The organism is Streptomyces inusitatus (assembly GCF_014651115.1).
Classification (GTDB): Bacteria; Actinomycetota; Actinomycetes; order Streptomycetales; family Streptomycetaceae; genus Streptomyces; species Streptomyces amakusaensis.
Genome location: NZ_BMWG01000025.1, coordinates 82,103 through 100,294 on the forward strand (window position 1 = coordinate 82,103; position 18,192 = coordinate 100,294).

19 protein-coding genes, 1 tRNA gene and 1 riboswitch are annotated in these 18,192 nt (G+C 71.3%); of the genes, 13 read left to right on the plus strand and 7 right to left on the minus strand.

Annotated features, from left to right (window positions below):
- Nucleotides 1-16 precede the first annotated feature (16 nt).
- Complete coding sequence (locus tag IE247_RS28875; protein ID WP_190126255.1) at nt 17-1,270, minus strand: helix-turn-helix transcriptional regulator; 1,254 nt, start codon at nt 1,268-1,270, stop codon at nt 17-19.
- Between the two features lie 377 nt (nt 1,271-1,647).
- Between IE247_RS28875 and IE247_RS28880 the strand changes: the two genes are divergently transcribed.
- From IE247_RS28880 to IE247_RS28895, 4 genes are all read left to right on the plus strand, one after another.
- Complete coding sequence (locus IE247_RS28880; protein ID WP_190126256.1) at nt 1,648-1,839, plus strand: hypothetical protein; 192 nt, start codon at nt 1,648-1,650, stop codon at nt 1,837-1,839.
- Nucleotides 1,840-1,954: 115 nt separating this feature from the next.
- Nucleotides 1,955-2,245, plus strand: a complete 291-nt coding sequence (gene tgmA / locus IE247_RS28885) for a putative ATP-grasp-modified RiPP (protein WP_190126257.1) — start codon at nt 1,955-1,957, stop codon at nt 2,243-2,245.
- The gene (locus IE247_RS28890; protein WP_190126258.1) at nt 2,245-3,249 is read left to right on the plus strand and encodes an MvdC/MvdD family ATP grasp protein; all 1,005 of its coding nucleotides are present in this window, start codon (nt 2,245-2,247) and stop codon (nt 3,247-3,249) included. Before tgmA ends, IE247_RS28890 begins: the two co-directional genes overlap by 1 nt.
- Nucleotides 3,246-4,337, plus strand: coding sequence for a methyltransferase domain-containing protein (locus IE247_RS28895; RefSeq protein WP_190126259.1), 1,092 nt, complete (start codon nt 3,246-3,248; stop codon nt 4,335-4,337). Before IE247_RS28890 ends, IE247_RS28895 begins: the two co-directional genes overlap by 4 nt.
- 50 nt (nt 4,338-4,387) lie before the next feature.
- On the opposite strand, the gene IE247_RS28900 is transcribed toward IE247_RS28895, so the two are convergent.
- Nucleotides 4,388-4,999, minus strand: coding sequence for a hypothetical protein (locus tag IE247_RS28900; RefSeq protein WP_190126260.1), 612 nt, complete (start codon nt 4,997-4,999; stop codon nt 4,388-4,390).
- 359 nt (nt 5,000-5,358) lie between these two features.
- Complete coding sequence (locus tag IE247_RS28905; protein ID WP_190126261.1) at nt 5,359-5,673, minus strand: 4a-hydroxytetrahydrobiopterin dehydratase; 315 nt, start codon at nt 5,671-5,673, stop codon at nt 5,359-5,361.
- A gap of 734 nt (nt 5,674-6,407) precedes the next feature.
- On the opposite strand from IE247_RS28905, the gene IE247_RS28910 reads away from it, so the two are divergent.
- Nucleotides 6,408-6,794 carry a flavoprotein gene (locus IE247_RS28910; RefSeq protein ID WP_190126262.1) on the plus strand — a complete coding sequence of 129 codons (387 nt, stop codon included), beginning with the start codon at nt 6,408-6,410 and terminating at the stop codon, nt 6,792-6,794.
- A gap of 14 nt (nt 6,795-6,808) precedes the next feature.
- The gene (locus tag IE247_RS28915) at nt 6,809-7,348 is read left to right on the plus strand and encodes an NUDIX hydrolase (protein WP_190126286.1); all 540 of its coding nucleotides are present in this window, start codon (nt 6,809-6,811) and stop codon (nt 7,346-7,348) included.
- 73 nt (nt 7,349-7,421) lie between these two features.
- Here IE247_RS28915 and IE247_RS28920 read toward each other — a convergent pair whose 3' ends face one another.
- Complete coding sequence (locus tag IE247_RS28920) at nt 7,422-8,120, minus strand: HNH endonuclease family protein (protein WP_190126263.1); 699 nt, start codon at nt 8,118-8,120, stop codon at nt 7,422-7,424.
- Nucleotides 8,121-8,316: 196 nt separating this feature from the next.
- Between IE247_RS28920 and IE247_RS28925 the strand changes: the two genes are divergently transcribed.
- The 7 genes from IE247_RS28925 (at nt 8,317) to IE247_RS28955 (ending at nt 14,371) form a co-directional block, all read left to right on the plus strand.
- Nucleotides 8,317-8,565 (plus strand): hypothetical protein, encoded by a 249-nt coding sequence (locus IE247_RS28925; protein WP_190126264.1) that lies wholly within the window; start codon nt 8,317-8,319, stop codon nt 8,563-8,565.
- A 153-nt stretch (nt 8,566-8,718) separates the two neighbouring features.
- The gene (locus IE247_RS28930) at nt 8,719-9,135 is read left to right on the plus strand and encodes a YciI family protein (protein ID WP_190126265.1); all 417 of its coding nucleotides are present in this window, start codon (nt 8,719-8,721) and stop codon (nt 9,133-9,135) included.
- Between the two features lie 67 nt (nt 9,136-9,202).
- Nucleotides 9,203-10,447, plus strand: coding sequence for an RNA polymerase sigma factor (locus IE247_RS28935; protein ID WP_190126266.1), 1,245 nt, complete (start codon nt 9,203-9,205; stop codon nt 10,445-10,447).
- Between the two features lie 34 nt (nt 10,448-10,481).
- Nucleotides 10,482-11,228 carry a MerR family transcriptional regulator gene (locus IE247_RS28940; RefSeq protein ID WP_190126267.1) on the plus strand — a complete coding sequence of 249 codons (747 nt, stop codon included), beginning with the start codon at nt 10,482-10,484 and terminating at the stop codon, nt 11,226-11,228.
- Nucleotides 11,229-11,412: 184 nt separating this feature from the next.
- Nucleotides 11,413-11,486, plus strand: a tRNA-Met gene (locus IE247_RS28945).
- A gap of 188 nt (nt 11,487-11,674) precedes the next feature.
- Nucleotides 11,675-12,844, plus strand: coding sequence for a PP2C family protein-serine/threonine phosphatase (locus IE247_RS28950; protein ID WP_190126268.1), 1,170 nt, complete (start codon nt 11,675-11,677; stop codon nt 12,842-12,844).
- Nucleotides 12,845-13,087: 243 nt separating this feature from the next.
- Nucleotides 13,088-13,244: riboswitch (cyclic di-AMP (ydaO/yuaA leader) on the plus strand.
- An 11-nt stretch (nt 13,245-13,255) separates the two neighbouring features.
- On the plus strand, nt 13,256-14,371 hold the full coding sequence (locus IE247_RS28955) for a M23 family metallopeptidase (protein ID WP_190126269.1): 1,116 nt from the start codon (nt 13,256-13,258) through the stop codon (nt 14,369-14,371).
- A 48-nt stretch (nt 14,372-14,419) separates the two neighbouring features.
- Here the strand turns inward: IE247_RS28955 and IE247_RS28960 are convergent, their stop codons facing one another.
- From IE247_RS28960 to lhgD, 3 genes are all read right to left on the minus strand, one after another.
- On the minus strand, nt 14,420-15,757 hold the full coding sequence (locus IE247_RS28960; protein WP_190126270.1) for a PrsW family intramembrane metalloprotease: 1,338 nt from the start codon (nt 15,755-15,757) through the stop codon (nt 14,420-14,422).
- A gap of 272 nt (nt 15,758-16,029) precedes the next feature.
- The gene (gene trmB / locus IE247_RS28965) at nt 16,030-16,860 is read right to left on the minus strand and encodes a tRNA (guanosine(46)-N7)-methyltransferase TrmB (RefSeq protein ID WP_190126271.1); all 831 of its coding nucleotides are present in this window, start codon (nt 16,858-16,860) and stop codon (nt 16,030-16,032) included.
- A gap of 74 nt (nt 16,861-16,934) precedes the next feature.
- Nucleotides 16,935-18,158 carry an L-2-hydroxyglutarate dehydrogenase gene (gene lhgD, locus IE247_RS28970; RefSeq protein WP_229869414.1) on the minus strand — a complete coding sequence of 408 codons (1,224 nt, stop codon included), beginning with the start codon at nt 18,156-18,158 and terminating at the stop codon, nt 16,935-16,937.
- Nucleotides 18,159-18,192 lie beyond the last annotated feature (34 nt).

The window sequence follows — 18,192 nt, forward strand, 5'->3', positions numbered from 1 at the left end:
CCTTCGTTTAACGGTTTTAAGCGGCGAGGGGGCCGAGGGCCTTGACGAGGCGGTCGCCGATGGGATCGTCGCGCCAGCGGCTCATGCTCTCGCGGAGGGTTTCCAGTTCCTTGCGGTGGCGGGCGGAGCGGGTCTGGGCGGCGATCTCAGCGGATTCGGCGGCCAGGGTGACGGCGTGTTCGGGTTCGCCAGTGGCGGCGTACGCGGCGGCCTGGCGGGCGAGGTAGACGCCGGTGTCGCGGCGGGCGGCCGGGGGCATGTTCGCGTTGATCCGGTCCCAGATGCGCCGGGCCTCGGCCTGGAGCCCCATCCGGCCGTAGCAGGTGGCCCGCTGCACCTCGAAGAAGTATGAGTTGCGGTGCGCCGCGCCCCAGGGGACGGAGGGGTCCACCGTCACGACCGTCCGGGACGCCTCGTCCAGGGTCCGGTCGACCGCGGCCCGCTCTCCGAGCAGGGAGTGGCCATGGGCCTGCTGGTTCAGGATGTTCACGCGGATGCGGTCAGAGAGCCGGTGCCCTTCGCCCAGCCCTCCCCGGCACAGGTCGACGGCGGCACGGCCATCGGCGAGATCGATCCGGAGACGGGCCATGTTGGAGACGGCGTACGCGGTCAGATCGGCGTTCCCGGTCATCTGGGCGTCCGACTGGGCGATGCCGTGCCAGTACGCGGTGGAGTCCCAGAGCCCGGCGTCCTGGTGGAGCCAGGCGGCGAGGACGGCGTAGGTGACCCCGACCTGAAGCAGTTCCTCGCGTACGGGGCCGTTGGCGGCCCGGGAGAGATGGCTGATCAGCCGGTACTGCTCGGCGACGGTCCCGATGAGATCGCGGGGGCCGAGCATCATGTCGGCGGCGTAGTGGCCGTCGAGCTGTTGGTAGAAGTAGCCGACCAGGGCCGGGTCGATGTCCCGGGGCCTGAGGTCGGCAGGGCTCACGATGCTGAGCGCGGCCACCGAACCGGCGGCCAGGAAGCTGCGGCGTTCCATGGAAGATCCCTCCTCCGCAGGGCGCAGACGGGCGGGGTGGCCGGGCGGGGGAGTGAAGCCGAGATGTTCGGGGCTCAGGCCAAAGGCCGCACGCAAGGCGGCGGCCGTGTCGGGCCGGGGCCAGCCGGGCCGGTCGGACTCCCAGCGCCGGTAGGTGCGCACGCTGACGGTGAAGTACGCATCTCCGAGCGCGAGCCGGCCCGCCGTGCTGATCTCCTCGGCTGCCTTCTCCTGGGACAGCCACCCACGGTCGAGCCGTGCCGCCCGCAGCCTGTCGTTGGTCCTCACCGTGTCCCCTTGCGTTCGACCTCTCCAACGTAGCGCCCAACTGATCGACTCATACCCGGCGTTACGGGTGTTCGGCGCGTCTGTTCGAAGTGGCCGGTCAATGGCCGCCCTGTGGCCGCCGGGCTTCCTGGCCGCCCGGTGGGGTCCGGCGGTTCCCTGGGATGGTCAGCCACTCGCCACCCCAGGGAAGAGGTGAAACCGGTGTCCCGACCCCCCTGCACGGACGCCGCACACGAGACCCCCCGGGCATCTGGGCCCCGTAACGACGACCAGGTACGGCCCTCCGAGGCCGTGCGGGCGTTTCGCAGCCGCCACGGTGACCCCACCCGCTCGACAGCCGAGGGGCGGACGGTGTTCCTCTCCCTGGGCGGCGCGCGATGAGCGGCAGGCACGCCGCCGACCGCCCCTCGCGTCCCGGTCTGGCCACCCTGCTGCTCGGCGTCATCGGTGTCGTACCGCCCTTCCTCGTCCTCACCCCACAGGTGGTTGACGCGGCTTCTCCCATGAAGCCCACGCCGGTCTTCGCCGCCGACATCGGGCCGGACTCGGAGCTGTCCGCCACTTCCTGAGACTGCCCCGGGCAGGGGACAAACCCACCTGCTGGACCTCTGTCCTGGCGCACACCCCCTGGCCCACGGCCCGGGGAACCGCCTGAGCACTTCTACGACGAAAGGGAAGCCCTTCATGTCGCTCCTGCTGGAACGCGTCCCGTCCCTCTCCCACGAGATCGCCACTGAGCCGGCCGGACCTGCCGAGACGCGGCCGTTCGGTCTGGACAGCCTGACCAACCCGGTTCCGGTCACCGGCCGCCGTCCGGTGCTCACAGTGGACCCGGTCACCCAGCTCTCCCTGGTCGACGGCCTCTCGGCCGGCGCCCACCCGACCATGAGCAAGACGTCGTGCAACACCGAGTCGGATGGCAAGGACGCCATCGCAGTCGACACGGACCAGAACGACGACGAGTACGACGACTGATGACGTTCCGCGCCAGTCAGGGCACGCGCGGCGGCCTCCCGCCGCGCGTGCTCGTCGTCACCCACGCCCTGGACCCCACCGCGGACTTCGTCCTGCGGGAGCTGAACGAGCGGCGGGTCCCGTTCTGGCGGACCGACCTCGCCGACTTCCCCACCCGCACCACTCTCCGTACGGAGCTGGGGGCGGACGGCCGCTGGACCGGCTCCCTCCACGACTCCGTCCGGGGCATCGACTTATCGGAGCTGCGGGCGGTGTGGTGGCGCAAGCCCACCGTCCACGAGCTGCCGGGTTCGATGAGCGGCCCGGAGCGTCGGTTCGCTGTCGGGCAGGCCAAGCGGGCGATCACCGTTCTCGGTGCTCTGCCAGGGGTGCTGTGGGTGAACCGGCCGCAGGTGAACGTCGACTGCACCAAGCCGGTGCACCTGGCCGCCGCCGTGGCCAGCGGGCTCCAGGTGCCCGAGACGCTGATCACCAACGACCCGGCCGCCGTCCCGCCCTTCGCCCGACGCTGCGACGGGCGGATCGTGACCAAGGTGCTCGGCGGCATCGTCCACACCGAGGGCGGCACCCGGGGCCAGCTCTACACCCGCCGCGTCCCAGAGGAGCAGTGGCGCGAGCCCCGGATCGCGCTGACCGCGCACCTCTTTCAACGGGAGATCACCGATCGGGCGTACGAGGTCCGCGTCGCGGTCGTCGCCGGGCGGCTGTTCGCCGCCGCGATCCATGCTCCGGCCGGGCACACCGGCCCGGACTGGCGCCATGACTCCGACGCCTTCACCCACACCGTCATCGACCTGCCCGCCTCGATCGCGGACGCGGTACGCGAGATGATGCGCCGCCTCGGCCTGGTCTTCGCCGCCCTCGACTTCATCGTGGACGGCCAAGGCGCGCATTACCTGGTCGACGTCAACGCGGGAGGCCAGTGGGCCTGGATCGAACCCACCCGCGAACCGATCACCCACGCCATCGCCGATCTCCTCCAGAAAGGCTCCACCCGCCGATGACCAGCGCTTTCACGGATCAGGCCGCCGCCGAGGCCCGCCGTACCCTCGCCCAGACCCTCACAGACGCGGGCGACCTCACCGACCCGCAATGGCGCCGGGCCTTTGAAGACGTCCCCCGCCACGTCTTCGTCCCGTACTTCTACGCACCCTCTGGGGACCGTGTCTCCGGCGACGAACGATGGTTCACCGCCGTCCACGAGGACCGCAGCCTCGTCACCCATCGCACGGACAGGGCCGCGACCTCGTCCAGCTCGCAGCCGTCCCTCATGGCCGCCATGCTCGAAGCCCTCGTCGTGACGGACGGGATGAACGTCCTGGAGATCGGCGCCGGCACCGGCTACAACGCCGCCCTGCTCGCCCACCGCCTCGGCGACGACCACGTCACCACCGTCGACATCGCCGAGGACATCACCGGCCCCGCCCGCGAACGCCTGACCACCGCCGGATACCGACTGACCGTAATCACGGGCGACGGATCCCTCGGCGCCCCCGACCGAGCCCCCTACGACCGGATCATCGTCACCTGCGGCCTGTCCACCGTCCCCCCGGCCCTGCTTCAGCAGCTCACCGCCGACGGCTTCCTCCTCGCCCCCCTCGGCAACGCCCTCGCCCGCATCCACCCCACGGGCCCCGGCACTGCCACCGGCCGCTTTCTCCCCCACGGCGCCTTCTTCATGCCCCTCCGCCACACCCCGACCGACGGCGTCCCGACCCGCCGCCCGCCCCTGCCCACCGGCCCCGGCCGCCCCTCCACGCTCCCCGCCGAGGCCATCGCCGACAACCACTTCCGCTTCCTCGTCGGCATCGCCCTCCCAGGCCTCACCTGGCAGTACGACCTGGGCGAGAACGGTGAGATCACGGGAGCCCGCATCTGGCACCCCGACGGCTCGATTGCCCAGCTTCATGCCGACACCACGGCCACTGAGACTGGTTCCCGACCCCTCTGGACCGCTCTCGAAGACGTCCACCGGACCTACCTGATTGCCGACTGCCCGGGGCCTGATCGTTATGGCATCACCATCAGCCCCGGCGAACAGTGCGTCTGGCTCGATAACCCCGACGGGCCAACCTGGGCCTTGGCCATGTGACGATCACGTAGGTCGTGGTGTTGAGGAGGGCGCCGCTGTGACGGTTGGTGCTACTTCGCGGGAACGGTCCACTCCAGCGGTATCTCAACGGAGTCCGGTGCGTACACGATCGTCGCGGGCCGGTCTTTCGCAGGCACTGCGAATACGACCTTCCCCTTCACGCACTTGCCTGCGGTGAGCTTCGTTTCCACCGGATACTCCGGCTTGGGGAAGTCGTCGTAAGTGGTACTCGAAGGCTCGATTCGGCTGCCGTCTTCGTAGGACAGCGTCCAGTTCATAGTGGTGGCGTAGAAGGACCCCTTCACGCTGCACGACTTGAGTTCGACGGCAGCCCACTCGTAGCCAGTGGTGCCTGCGTCTTCGTCTGCGCTCACGATCGATTTGACGCCCTGGGTATATCCGAGGACGGCTTCGGAGCCTTCGACCGCCTCGTCAGCGATGGTCCCTTCGTACTCCCATGCCTGCCCGATGTCGCGGGTCGGTTCTGCGACGGGCTCCTCGGTAGCTTCCTCAGTGGGCTCTGGCACAGGAGCTGAGGTTGCGGCTTCTGCTGGCGTGCTGGCAGCGGCGGCAGGTTTGTCTGGATTGGGAGCAGAGCCGCATCCGGTGACAAGGGCGAGGAGAAGCACAGCGGGGACCGTGGCCTTGGTGTTTCTGGTCATCCCGCCATGGTGTCGGGCTTGGTGGCCACCTGCGGGTGGTTTTTCCGGACCGTGATCGGTTCTTTCTCGGTGGCGTCAGCAGGATTGCTGCATGCGTGAGCGGATGCGCCAGCACAGGGCACTCGGAGCTGGATCGGATGGCATTGGTGGCCCTGCTGGCTGGGCTAATGGGGTCCGGCAACGAACAGAAATCCCTGATCAGCACAAGATCGCCAGGTCTTTTAATCCGTTGGTTGTGGGTTCGAGTCCCACACGGCCTACCGGCCGAAGGACCAGGCGCAAGCCCAGGACCTGCGAAGAAGCGCCCCACCCGAGTCCAACCGGGTGGGGCGCTTCCGCGTTTCCCGGCCGCTCCCCCGTCACTTCCCCGCCGGACGGGCCCCGCGCTCGACGGCGAGGGCGCTGATCCGCTCGGCCAGCGCCGTGTCCAGCGCCGTGATGGCACCCCCGGCGTCATGGGTGTTGAGCGCGAAGCCGACCGTCCCGTACAGCACGGTGATCTCCGCGTGGTGATTCGCCTCGTCCTCGGCCGCCGCCACCGCTGCGTAGAACCCGGGCACGGCGGCACGATCGGCCTTGTAGACGGCGGCCAGCCTGCCGTCCTGAGCCGTCCAGCCGGGGAGATCGGCGAGTGCCTGGGCGAGTTCGGCGTCGGTGAGGGGGGTGGCTGCCATGAGTGTGCTCCTTCGGAGTCTTCGGAGTTGGCTAGTGCTCCGGCCGAGGGCCTCCCGCTCCTTGCGGCGGTGGGCCGACCGGTGCTCTGCGACGATCCTCGCGGATGCGGCGGCCGGGTTCACGGACCGTTCTTCGGGTTCACCGGTGGTGGCGCGGGAAGCTCGGCCAGCGGCAGGTGTGGCACGGCCGAGGAAGTACCGCCAAGGTCCGCATCTCCATTCAGACGTTTTCTCAGCGGGGCGACGGAATTCGTACGCGGGTGGCTCGGCGCTGATGACGACGGCGGTCGCGGCGTCCGAGAGCAGCAGGAGAAGGCCGCAGTCCGGTGCTTCGGTGAGGGTTACGGTCGGGCGACGGCAGTTGCGAGGGAGACGCGGAGCTATTCGCCCAGTTCCTGGGGGGATCATTCGCGCAGTCAGACATCGGCCGTCCCAGCTGTGGGCCATCGCGTCACCCGCCACGCAGATCTCCGTCGCCTCTCCCGGGCGTACGACGGTGACAGCTCCGTCCGCTTCGTGCCTGCCCGTTCCCGCCTCCCTTCCTCGCTCCGATGGTTGCCGCCGCCCAGGCTCAGGCGCTTGGCTAGGACGGGCGCGCTCGGGTCGTGTTCGGCCAGGTCGCACACAGCGGCCGCGATCACGCCGTCCGACGAACCTGGTGAAGGACGTGGTCCGCGTGCCCCAAGCCCCAGTGCGGAGTTGCGTGCGCTGGCCGAGCGCTGTGGACTGCGCGCATGACGCCACAAGTGCTGTACCTGATCGCCTGTGCCGCCGGTCCCACCCAGCGTGATGTGCTTCCGAAGGCGGAGGCGATGCTGGTCGCACCGCTGAGCTGCACGAGCCTGAACAAGTGGGCCAACGGGATCGCGGACACCCTGGCGATCGGGCTGGTCTCCGAGGGCGTGAACATGGGGGTGCCGGTGCTGGCCATGCCGTACTTCAACCAGGCCCAGGGCCGTCAGCCGGCCGTGCCTCGCAGTGTCGCGGACCTGCGCGCACAGAATGTGAAGTATCTGGACGGGCCTGCAGGGTACGAGCTGCATCCGCCGAAGCAGGGAGCACCGGCCGCCTTCCCGTGGGAGCGGGCCCTGAGGGCGCTGGAGGAAGTGGTGTCCGGATGAAAGGCGCTACGAGCATGTCGGAGTGGAAGAACCTCGGTGAGCGCACCGTGTACGAGAACCGATGGGTGAACGTGGCGATGGCGGATGTCGAACTTCCCGACGGCCGGCACTTGGACCACACCGTCATCCGGCTCCGGCCCGTCGCGGTCGCCACGGTGGTCAACGAGGCTGATGAGGTGCTGCTGCTGTGGCGGCACAGGTTCATCACGGGTGTGTGGGGTTGGGAGTTGCCCTCCGGCGGCACCGGCGAAGGAGAAGACCCGGCGATCGCGGCGGCGCGCGAGCTGGAGGAGGAGACCGGGTGGCGACCCGGCCCGATGCGTCTTCTCCTCGCGGTCGACCCGATGCCGGGGATCTCCACCTCGCACCACCGCGTCTACTGGTCCGACTCCGCCGAGTACATGGGACACCCCGAGGACGACTTCGAGTCGGCCCGACGGGAGTGGGTGCCCCTGGCGCGCGTACCCGATCTGATCGCCCGTGGCGAGGTCCGATCCGCGAATGCCGTCTCCGCACTGCTGATGCTGCACCACCTGCGTCTCGGCAGCACCTGAAGCGGTGCCCGGCCAGCGGCACCCCAGTGCCCCCGCCAACCCGGGCCGGGGGCGCGACCCACGAGAAGCAGAGCTACGGCGCGGGCTCGTACGTCACCGAGGTCCCGGGACACTGGGCCGCGAGGACGAAGAGGCGGTCCTGTTCGGTTTCGTCGGCGGTGAGGTTCCAGCGGAGCTTGGTGGCGGTCCATTCGGAGAGGTAGCGGCAGAGGGCGTCGGGGGCCGGGGGGAGCCATTGGGCGGGGTCTTGGTCGGACTTTTGGCGGTTGGAGCGGGCGGTGACGGCGACGAGGGAGGAGGGCTGGCCCTGGTCGTTGGCGTAGGACTCGCGGCGTTGGGGGGTCCAGGTGGAGGCGCCGGAGTCCCAGGCCTCGGCGAGGGGGACCATGTGGTCGATGTCGAGGGAGCCGGCGGAGGTGACGGTCTGGTCGTCGTAGTAGGACCACCAGGAGCCGCCGGTGAGGGCGCAGCGGGCGCCGACCGTGGGGGCGGTGACGGCTTCGGAGATCAGGACCTCGGCGCGGGTGTTGCAGCCGTCGGTGGGGTTGAGGCCGGCGTTCCAGTGGCGGAAGGAGTCGCGGTTGTAGCCGGTGCGGTCCTCGGTGGTGACGGGAAGCCGGCCGACGGCGGCGGTGAGGGAGAGGGTCTCCGCCGCGAGGGGCGCGAGGGGCGCGAGGGGCGCGGCGGGGGCCGCCTGGGAGGGGGTGGTGAGGACGAGGGGGAGCAGGGCGAATGCGGCGGCCGCAGCGGCGCGCCTCAAGTTCTTGATCACGAAAACCGGAATACGGGCATATCACCCGTAAGTGGAGCGACGCGCCGAACGGCTGCGCCAAGTGGGCGCATGGGTTCACCCGTACGCCCGTGCCCGCCCCCGGCGCACCTTCCGCGTGTCTCGCCCGGGCGCGCTCCTTGCGGGTCATCCCGGGGCCGGGACCGTGACCCCCGACCGCTCAGACCGTTGTCCGGGCATGACCAAGACACAGCGCATCATCGCCGCCGTCGCACTCGCCGCCGGGGCCTCCGTCCTCTCTGTCTCCGGGGCCTCCGCCGCCCCCGCCGCCCCGGTTCCCCCGGCGGGCGCGGCTCAGCCCAGCCCGATCGACCAGGTCACCGGCGGTATCAACCAGCTGCACCAGCTGAACGCGCTGCTGGAGGTGCCCAACCAGCTCGCCGCCCTGACCGACCCGGTCACCGGGCTGGTCGGCGCGGTCCAGTAGCCGCCGGACGGGCGTGGCATGGCGGTCCCGGCGGCCCGGGCGGAGAATTTCTCCGAAAGAGCGCCGGCATCGTGTCGAGAACGGCGCGTCGGCTCCGACGTCCCCTGTGAGAGCCGCCCGCACGGGGCGGCCACCACAGCGAGGGAGCGCGTCATGAAGTATCTGGTGATGGTCCAGGGCGCCCAGGTCGACTACGAGGCCATGGTGGGCAAGGCCTCCGCGCACAGCCCGGCGTGGAGCGAGGGGGACCTTCAGGCGATGTTCGAGTTCATGAGCGCCGTGAGCGACGATCTCGCCGAGTCGGGGGAGCTGGTCGACTCGCAGGGGCTCACCGAACCCGCCCGTACGCGCACCGTCGCGGCGGGCCCCGACGGGCGGCCGGTGATCACGGACGGGCCCTACGGGGAGACCAAGGAGGTTCTCGCCGGGTACTGGGTGCTGGACTGCGAGAGTCTGGAGCGGGTCACCGAGATCGCGGCCCGGGTCGCGCGGTGCCCCCAGCCCGCCGGGGCCCCCGTCTACCCCGTCGTCATCCGGCCCATCGACGAGAGCGACGGCAAGCCCTCGTAGCGGCACGGCCGCCGGGCCCGCTTCCGCCCCGGCACCCGGACCCGGCACATGTGATACCCACGGCCGGATGAGCCCCATGAACGAGACCGAGGACCTGCTGCGCACGCACGCGCCGCAGGTCCTCGGCGCGCTGGTACGCAGATACGGACACTTCGACCTCGCGGAGGACTCCGTCCAGGAGGCCCTGCTCGCCGCCGCCGGCCAGTGGCCCGCCCAGGGCGTCCCCGACAATCCGCGCGGCTGGCTGATCAAGGTCGCCTCCCGCCGGCTCACCGATCTGCTCCGCGCCGACGAGGCGCGCCGCCGACGGGAGGAGACCGCCGCCGCTCTCACCCCGCGCGACGCCTTCACGGCCCCGCCGCCCGGTGAGGGCCGCACGCCCTCCGAGGACGACACCCTCACCCTGCTCTTCCTCTGCTGCCACCCCGAACTCGCTCCGGCCGCCCAGGTCGCCCTGACGCTGCGCGCCGTCGGCGGGCTGACCACCGCCGAGATCGCCCGCGCGCATCTGGTGCCGGAGGCGACGATGGCGCAGCGCGTCGCACGGGCCAAGCGCAGGCTCCGGAGCATCCCGTTCCGTGAGCCGCTGCCCGAGGACCGGGACCAGCGGCTCGCGGCCGTGCTCCAAGTGCTGTACCTGATCTTCAACGAGGGGTACACGGCCACGTCGGGCACCGAGCTGCACCGCGCCGATCTGGCCGGGGAGGCGATCCGGCTGACCCGCCGGGTGCGCGGGCTGCTGCCGAGGGAGGGGGCTGTCACCGGGCTTCTCGCGCTGATGCTGCTCACCGAGGCGCGCGGCGCGGCGCGCACCGGTGAGCACGGTGAGCTGATCCCGCTGGACGAGCAGGACCGGAGCCGCTGGGACCGGCGGGCCGTGGCCGAGGGCTCGGCGCTGGTCGAGGAGGCGCTGCGGCAGGGCCCGGCGGGGCCGTACCAGCTCCAGGCCGCCATCGCGGCGCTGCACGACGAGGCGCCGGACGCCGACTCCACCGACTGGCCGCAGATCCTGGCCCTGTACGACCTGCTCGTACGCCGCACCCCCGAGCCGGCGGCGGCGCTCGGCCGGGCCGTGGCGGTGGCCATGGTGCACGGGCCGGAGGCGGGTCTCGCGGAGGCGGACGCGCTGGCGGACCGGCTCGCCGGGTACCACCGGCTGGACGCCGTGCGGGCGCATCTGCTGGAGCGGGCGGGGGACGGGGAGGGGGCGAGGGCCGCGTATCTGCTGGCCGCCGGGCGGACGCTGAGCGTGCCGGAGGCGGAGTACCTCCGGAAACGGGCCGCCCGGATCCTGCCCCGAAATCCGGGTTGACCTTTACGTAACGTCAAGATTTAGCGTCTCGGTCATGGAGTGGTCGATCCAGGAGATCGCCCGGCGCGCCGGGACGACGAGCCGAACCCTGCGGCACTACGGCGAGCTGGGGCTTCTGGAACCCAGCCGGGTGGGACGCAATGGCTACCGCTACTACGGCCCCGAGGCCCTGGTCCGGTTGCAGCGGATTCTGCTGCTGCGCGAACTGGGCCTCGGTCTGCCCGCGATCGCCGAGGCGCTGCGGGGGCAGCGGGACACCGCCGCCGCGCTCCGGGCCCATCTGGGCCTTCTCGAACAGGAGCGCGAGCGCATCGGGCGGCAGATCGCCTCGGTGCGGACCACTCTCCACAAGACCGAGCGAGGGGAAGAGCTGATGGCCGAGGAAGTGCTCGACGGCTTCGATCACACGAAGTACGAGAAGGAGGTGACCGAGCGCTGGGGGCGGGAGGCGTACCGGCGCGGCGACCGGTGGTGGGGCTCGCTCAGCGAGGCGGAGCGGCGGGACCACCAGCGGGAGCAGACCGCGGTGGCGGCGGACTTCGCCCGCGCGCTGGCGGCCGGGCTGGCCGCCGACGGCGACGAGGTGCAGAAGATCGCCGGACGGCAGTACCGCTGGCTCTCGGTGGTGAGCGCTCCCTCGAAGAGCCATTTCATCGGGCTCGGGGAGATGTACGTCACAGATGAGCGGTTCACCGCCCACTACGACCGGCACGGGGAGGGCACGGCGGCCTTTGTGTGCGAGGCGATGAGGGTGTTCGGCGAGCGGAATCTGACCGATTGAGGAGTCGGGAAGCCCGGCTTTTCCGGGCTTCCCGAGCTTCTACAGGCCGGTAAAAGCGGGCGAAAAGAGCAGGAAGCGGCGAGTTTTTACGCACCGGGGGGCCTGGGGCCAGGGATGTTTCCCGGGCCCCGGAGGGAAAGTGGAGAGGACCGTGCTCCGCATGGCGTAGAGTTGTGTTTACCGACGCGGGGTGGAGCAGCTCGGTAGCTCGCTGGGCTCATAACCCAGAGGTCGCAGGTTCAAATCCTGTCCCCGCTACTGAAAGGCCGTGGCCCGGAACTTCTGAGAAGAAGTTCCGGGCCACGGTCGTTTTCTCTGTGGACGCCGCCCTGTTCGCCCGGTTGGACGGCGGCGGCTCGCCCCGACGCCCGCTTGCGGCGAGCCTGGGAGGGCGGGGCAACCGTGCCCGCAGCCGTCTCGGCGGCGCACCGGTCGGGAGAGCCCCCTTGGCGCAGCAGGAGCAGCAGCCCAGCGGCGTCGCCCGCCGCTTCGTCCGGATGCTGCCCGCGCTGATGATCCTCGCCGGGGTCGCCTTCGACGTCGCCACCCCGTCCCGGTACACGGCCGCGCCGATGTTCGCCGCCGCCCCGCTGATCGCGGCCCCCTTCTTCTCCTGGCTCACCACCCTGTGGACCGGGATCGCGGCGACCCTCGCGGTGGCGCTGCTCCATGTCTACAAGGACATGCTGGACGAGCCGATGGCCTACACCGAGCTGGCCACCGTGATCACCGTCTCCGGTCTCGCGCTGCTCATCAACCGGGTCATCCGGCGCGGCAGCGAGCGGCTGGCCTCCGCCCGGGTGATCGCCGAGACCGCCCAGCGGGCCGTGCTGCCCACCCCCGCCGAGGAGATCGGCGGCCTGAGGATCGCCGCGCGCTACGAGGCGGCGCTCGCGGACGCGTTCATCGGCGGCGATCTCTTCGCCGTACAGGACACCCCGCACGGCGTACGGCTGGTGGTCGGCGATGTGCGGGGCAAGGGGCTGGGCGCGGTGGAGGCGGTGGCGGTCGCCATCGGCGCGTTCCGGGAGGCCGCCGAGCAGGAGAGTTCGCTGGAGGGGGTGACCGGGCGGCTGGAGCGGGCGCTGACCCGGGAGACCCACCGGCGGGAGACCCTGGACGCCGCCGAGGCCTTCACCACCGCCGTGCTCGCCGAGATCCCGCGCGGCGGCGGCGTCCTGCGGCTGGTGAACCGGGGCCACCCCGCGCCGCTGCTGCTGTACGCGGACGGCGGGCTGGTCTCCCTGGAGCCCGCCGAGTACGCGCTGCCGCTCTCCATGGGCGAGCTGGGGGTACGCCCGGACCGGGCCGAGGAGTATCCGCTGCCGCCGGGGGCGACCCTGCTGCTCTACACCGACGGGCTCTCCGAGGCGCGGAACGCGCGGGGCGAGTTCTACGACCCGGTGCTGCGGCTGCGCGGCCGGATCTTCCCCGGTCCGGGGGAGCTGCTGGACGAGCTGCTCGACGACGTACGGCGGCACACCGGCGGGGGGTCGACGGACGACATGGCCCTGCTCGCGGTGGTGCGGGCACCGGAGCGTCCGCCTCCGGCCGGGGCGGGGCCGACGGGGCCGGCGGGCGGTCCGGCGGGCGGTCCGGCGGCGCTCTGGCCGTGAAGGTGACATAAAGGTCTGCACTGTGCGTAGCCGAAACGCAGCCCTCTGATAACAATTGATACACTGTCAGTTTCGCGAAGGTTTCCGACGGTCGCTCAAGTCGCCCGAATCCGCCCGCATGTGTCCGGGTAAGTTCATGGCAAAGTAATTAAAGATCACTGGGAACAACTTGGAATCCGGTCCGCGTGTCTATTAACGTTCGATAACGCAGCGCGGTCGTCCCAGCCGTCGTCAGGACGGCGCCGCGCGCGAGCGCCGAATTCCGCAAGGGAACCGGGGAACCACCAATTGGGGTGAATCGGGCTTGGCTCGCCGTGCTGTTCGCGGTGCGCGAGGCCCGTAGGAGACCTTCCTGCTCCGAACCCGTCAGCTAACCCGGTAGGCGAGAAGGAAGGAAAGGAGTGCGCCTCAGTGGCGTCCAACACCCCTGCCCCGGAATCGCCTTTCAGGACCGGTGTCTTCAGCGAGGGCGGAGCCGCACCGTCCGTCGGTGAGTGGAACCCCACCGCCGAGACCGTCCGTCCGGTGCGCGGCCGGCACCGCCAGCGTGTGATGAAGCAGCGCGGCGGATTCGCCCGCAGCTCCACCGTGCTCGGCGTCGGCGTGATCGCGGCCGTCGGCGCGGGCGGCATCGCCACCGCGCAGAACAAGCCGGCCGTCTCGATATCCCTCCCCGACGCGCTCGTCGACTCCCTGCCCGACGTCGAAGACCTTCCCGGCGTCGGGTCTTTCATGTCCGACGACGCGGCCGAGCCGGACACCGCCGACACGGCCGACACCGCCTCGTACGAGACGATGGGCGGCATCGGCGAGGAGGTCGGCGCGTCCTCCGGGACCACCGCCGCCGAGGCGCTGCGCTCCCGGATCCTGGAGCAGGCCGAGGAGCAGCAGGCGGGAGCCGAGGCCGCGGCCACGGCCGCCGCCGAGAAGGCCGCCGCGGAGAAGGCGGCCGAGGCCGCGGAGAAGGCTGAGAAGGAAGCCGAGAAGGAAGCCGAGGAGAAGGCCAAGAAGAAGGCCGAGGCCGAGGCGGCGGCGAAGAAGGCCGAGGAGAAGAGGGCGGCCGAGGCCGCCGCGGCGAAGGCGGCGGAGAAGGCCGAGGCCGAGCGCGCCGCCAAGCTCGCCGGGAGCTTCTCCCTGCCGACCTCCTCGTACCGGATCACCGCCACCTACGGCCAGTCCGGCCCGATGTGGTCCTCCGGCCAGCACACCGGCCTCGACTTCGCCGCCCCCGCCGGGACCCCGGTCAAGGCCGTGGGCGGCGCCACCGTCAAGTCCGCCGGCTGGTCCGGGGCGGCGTACGGCTATCTGATCGTGCTTCAGCTCTCCGACGGTACGGAGGCCTGGTACGCGCACCTGTCCTCGATGACCGTGAGCGCGGGCCAGAAGGTGGCCCCCGGCGAGACCATCGGCCGGGTCGGCTCCACCGGCAACTCCTCCGCCCCGCATCTGCATCTGGAGATCAAGACCTCGGGCGGCTCGGGCATCGACCCGATGGCCTGGCTGCGGGGCAAGGGCCTCACGGTCTGAGCAGGGGCCTCACGGTCCGGCTCACCGTCCGGCTCACGCTTTGACCGCTCAGCGGCGGTACGGGTTGTAGCCCTCGTAGTCCCGATGGGGCGGCGGGACCCACACCCGGCCCGTCGCCCTCGCCGCGTACGTCAGCGCCGGGGCCGCCACCTCCTTCCGCTGCCACATGTGGTGCAGCAGCTCCTGCTCACGGGCGACGAAGTCGGGGTCGGAGGCTCCCCGGCCGGCCCGGTGCCGCAGAAACGCCAGCGAGGTCGCGAACCGCTGGTACTCGGAGACCGTGTGCGCGGCGGCGGCCCCCAGCGTCCGGCGGGCCATGTCACGGGCCGAGGCGCGCGCCTTCATCGAGGAGAGCGCCTGCGGCTCGGCGGGCGAGAGCCAGCCTGCCGCCGCGTAGGCGGGCAGCTCGGCCGCTATCGTCCGCAGCTCCCGCTGCCGGGTCCAGACGGTCAGCCAGGTCAGCAGCGCGAACGTGGGGACCATGAACATCCCGTACACCGCGTAGAAGCCCCACGGGCCCCAGTACGAGGCCGAGCCGTTCCACAGCGCGTGCATGCCCATCGACAGTACGAGGCCGAGCAGCGGCAGCGCCCACCGGCGGAACCGCCGATGGCGCGGGGCCAGCGCGGCGATGCCGAAGCCGATGCCGGTCAGCATGGTGAAAAGCGGATGGGCGAACGGCGACATGACGATCCGGACGAAGAACGTCGCGGCCGTCACCGACTCCAGCCCGGAGTGGCCCAGCTCCTGGTCCTCGCCGAAGGCGGTGCCGAGATAGAGGATGTTCTCGGTGAAGGCGAAGCCGGTCGCGGTGAGACCGGCCACCACCACACCGTCGACGATCCCGGTGAAGTGCCGACGGCGGAAGATGAAGATCAGCAGGATCGCCACCGCCTTCGCGGACTCCTCCACCACCGGTGCGATCACCGTCGCGCCGAGGCCCTCCGCGCTGTTGGGGTCGGCGGTGGCGGTCGCTATCCAGCGCACCGCGAAGGAGTTCGCCAGGATCGCCACCAGGGCGGCGGCGAACGCGCCCCAGGCGAAGGCGAAGATCAGATTCCGCCAGGGGCCCGGCTCGACCCGGTCCAGCCAGCGGAAGGCGGCGACGAGCAGCGGCACGGGGAGCGTGGCCAGCCCGAGCCCGACGAGGAAGCCCTCCGGGCCGGTCTCCTCCCGTACGAGGGCGAGGATGACCAGCGCGCAGAGAGCGAGCACGATGATCGGGATGCCCGCTCTGACCGCCTTGCTCTGCCAGATCCGGGCGGCGCGGCGCGGCTTGTAGCGCCAGCGGGCCTGCTCGGGCACGGCGTCGAACAGCGGCTCCTGGCCGCAGGCCGGGACGGCGGGTCCCGAACCGGTCTGCTCGGCCGGGGTCGCAGGGGTCACCGGGGTCACTGGGGTCGACGCCGGGTCGTGGGCCGGTCGGGGTGGCGAATGGGCGGGCGGCGCATGCGCGGGCGGACAGGGCTGTGAGGGGTGTGCTGACGGCTCGGACACCCCACGACCCTAAAGGCGGGCACCGACAACTGACGACGCCCATTCCGTGATCACGGCGGGTGCTCACCTCTCGTACCCCACGCGTCCCGGGGGAAACGGGGGGCCGAGAGATACGTTCCGGTCAGCCGGTCAGCCGGTCAGCCGGTCAGCCGGTCAGCCGGTCAGCCGGTCAGCGGTGCCGAGCCCTGGGCCGCCGTCGTCGCTGTCGCTGTCGCCGTCGTCCGGCGGAACAGCAGATCGTGGACGATGTGGCCCTTGTCCAGGCCCTGTCCCTCGAAGCGGGTCAGCGGACGGAAGTCGGGGCGCGGCGCGTAGCCGCCGTCCTCCTGGGTGTTCTCGAAGTCCGGGTGGGCCGAGAGCACCTCCAGCATCTGCTCCGCGTACGGCTCCCAGTCGGTCGCGCAGTGCAGCACACCGCCCGGCTTGAGCGACTTCGCCGCGAGGGTGAGGAACTCGGGCTGGATCAGCCGCCGCTTGTGATGCCGCTTCTTGGGCCAGGGGTCGGGGAAGTAGACGCGCATGCCGTCCAGCGCGGCGGGGGCGAGCATCTCGCGCAGCAGGATGATCGCGTCGCCATTGGCGACCCGGATGTTGGACAGGCCGTTCCGCTCGGCGAGACCGAGCAGATTGCCCTGGCCGGGGGTGTGGACGTCGACCGCGAGGATTCCGGTGCCGGGGTCGGCCTCGCCCATCCGCGCGGTGGCCTCGCCCATGCCGAAGCCGATCTCCAGCACGACGGGCAGCCCGTCGAAGATCTCTTCGAGGTCGAGGACGCTCTTTCCGTCGATCTCGAAGCCCCAGCGGGGCCACAGCCGGGTCAGGGCGTCGCCCTGCCCGGTCGTCACCCGGCTGCGCCGGGGCTGGAAGCTGCGGATGCGCCGCTCGTGGTGCGAGCCGGCGGGATCGGCGACGGGCCCTCCGGGGAAGCGGGACTCGCTTCGGTCGCGGACGGGGGCGGCGGGCGCGGGGGCGTGGTTTCGAAGCTCGGACACAGTGCCTCGATTCTACGGGCGCGGGCGGGGCGCCGGGACTGCCGAAGGGCCCGCGAGGGCGGGCGAGAGCAGGCTCACAGCAGCGCCAGGGCCCGTCTCGCCACCTCTCTCCCGATCGGAAGAGAGGCCGTCGCCGCAGGTGAGGGGGCATTCAGCACATGGACGGTCCGCGCGGACTCCTTGATCAGAAAGTCATCGGCGAGGGTGCCGTCGCGCAGCACCGCCTGGGCCCGCACTCCGGAGGGCGCGGGCCGCAGCTCGGATTCGGTGACCGAGGGGAGCAGTCTGCGCACGGCGGCCGTGAAGGCCCGCTTCGAGAGCGAGCGGTGCAGCTCGCCCACTCCGTACCGCCAGTGGCGGCGGGCCATCCGCCGGGTGCCGGGCCAGGCCAGCGTCTCCGCCAGCTCCCGGGGGCGTATCTCCCGCCGGTGGTAGCCCTCCAGGGCCAGGGCGGGCACGGCATTGGGGCCGACGTGCACGGAGCCGTCGATGCCCCGGGTCAGATGGACGCCGAGGAAGGGGAACGCCGGATCGGGCACCGGATAGACCAGGCCCCGCACCCGCGAGGGCCGGGCCAGCTCATGGAACTCACCCCGGAAGGGGACGATCCGCATGCCGGGGTCATCACCCGCCAGTCTCGCCACCCGGTCGCAGTACAGCCCCGCGCAGTTGACCAGCGCCCTGGATCTGAGGACCGTCCCGGCGGCGGTGCGCACGGCGACGCCCCAGGGGCGGCGGTCCACCGCGACGACCTCCTCGCCGCAGCGGATCTCGGTGCCCAGGCTGTCGCAGACCTCCGCCAGCCGGGCGGCCACCGCGCCGAAGTCGCACACCCCGGTGGTGCCCACGTGGATCGCGGCCAGGCCTTCGACCTCCGGCTCGTACTCCAGGATCTGGGAGGGGCCCAGCTCCCGCACCGGGATGCCGTTCTCCCGGCCGCGCTGGACCAGGGCGTGCAGCCGGGGCAGCTCCTCCCGGCGGGTGGCGACGATCAGCTTTCCGGAGATCCGGTGGGGGACGCCGTACTCGGCGCAGAATTTGACCAGCTCGGCCGAGCCGCTCACCGCGAACCGGGCCTTCAGCGATCCGGGGCGGTAGTAGATCCCGCTGTGGATCACTCCGCTGTTCCGCCCGGTCTGGTGGCGGGCGGGCGCCCGCTCCTTCTCCAGCACGATCACCTTGGTGCCGGGGGCCGCGTGGGTGAGGGCATGGGCCGTCGACAGACCGACGATCCCGCCGCCGATCACCAGCACATCGCAGTCGAACGTGCCGCCGTAGCCGCCTCTGGACACCGTCACCGCGTCACCTCCCACCCCCGATACTGCACCGGCC

What these genes read in the sequence shown, in the direction of transcription:
- IE247_RS28880 (WP_190126256.1), top strand. Translation starts at nt 1,648, where the DNA reads ATGAGCGGCAGGCACGCCGCCGACCGCCCCTCGCGTCCCGGTCTGGCC.
- tgmA (WP_190126257.1), top strand. Translation starts at nt 1,955, where the DNA reads ATGTCGCTCCTGCTGGAACGCGTCCCGTCCCTCTCCCACGAGATCGCC.
- IE247_RS28890 (WP_190126258.1), top strand. Translation starts at nt 2,245, where the DNA reads ATGACGTTCCGCGCCAGTCAGGGCACGCGCGGCGGCCTCCCGCCGCGC.
- IE247_RS28895 (WP_190126259.1), top strand. Translation starts at nt 3,246, where the DNA reads ATGACCAGCGCTTTCACGGATCAGGCCGCCGCCGAGGCCCGCCGTACC.
- IE247_RS28900 (WP_190126260.1), bottom strand. Translation starts at nt 4,999, where the DNA reads ATGACCAGAAACACCAAGGCCACGGTCCCCGCTGTGCTTCTCCTCGCC.
- IE247_RS28905 (WP_190126261.1), bottom strand. Translation starts at nt 5,673, where the DNA reads ATGGCAGCCACCCCCCTCACCGACGCCGAACTCGCCCAGGCACTCGCC.
- IE247_RS28910 (WP_190126262.1), top strand. Translation starts at nt 6,408, where the DNA reads ATGACGCCACAAGTGCTGTACCTGATCGCCTGTGCCGCCGGTCCCACC.
- IE247_RS28915 (WP_190126286.1), top strand. Translation starts at nt 6,809, where the DNA reads ATGTCGGAGTGGAAGAACCTCGGTGAGCGCACCGTGTACGAGAACCGA.
- IE247_RS28925 (WP_190126264.1), top strand. Translation starts at nt 8,317, where the DNA reads ATGACCAAGACACAGCGCATCATCGCCGCCGTCGCACTCGCCGCCGGG.
- IE247_RS28930 (WP_190126265.1), top strand. Translation starts at nt 8,719, where the DNA reads ATGAAGTATCTGGTGATGGTCCAGGGCGCCCAGGTCGACTACGAGGCC.
- IE247_RS28935 (WP_190126266.1), top strand. Translation starts at nt 9,203, where the DNA reads ATGAGCCCCATGAACGAGACCGAGGACCTGCTGCGCACGCACGCGCCG.
- IE247_RS28940 (WP_190126267.1), top strand. Translation starts at nt 10,482, where the DNA reads ATGGAGTGGTCGATCCAGGAGATCGCCCGGCGCGCCGGGACGACGAGC.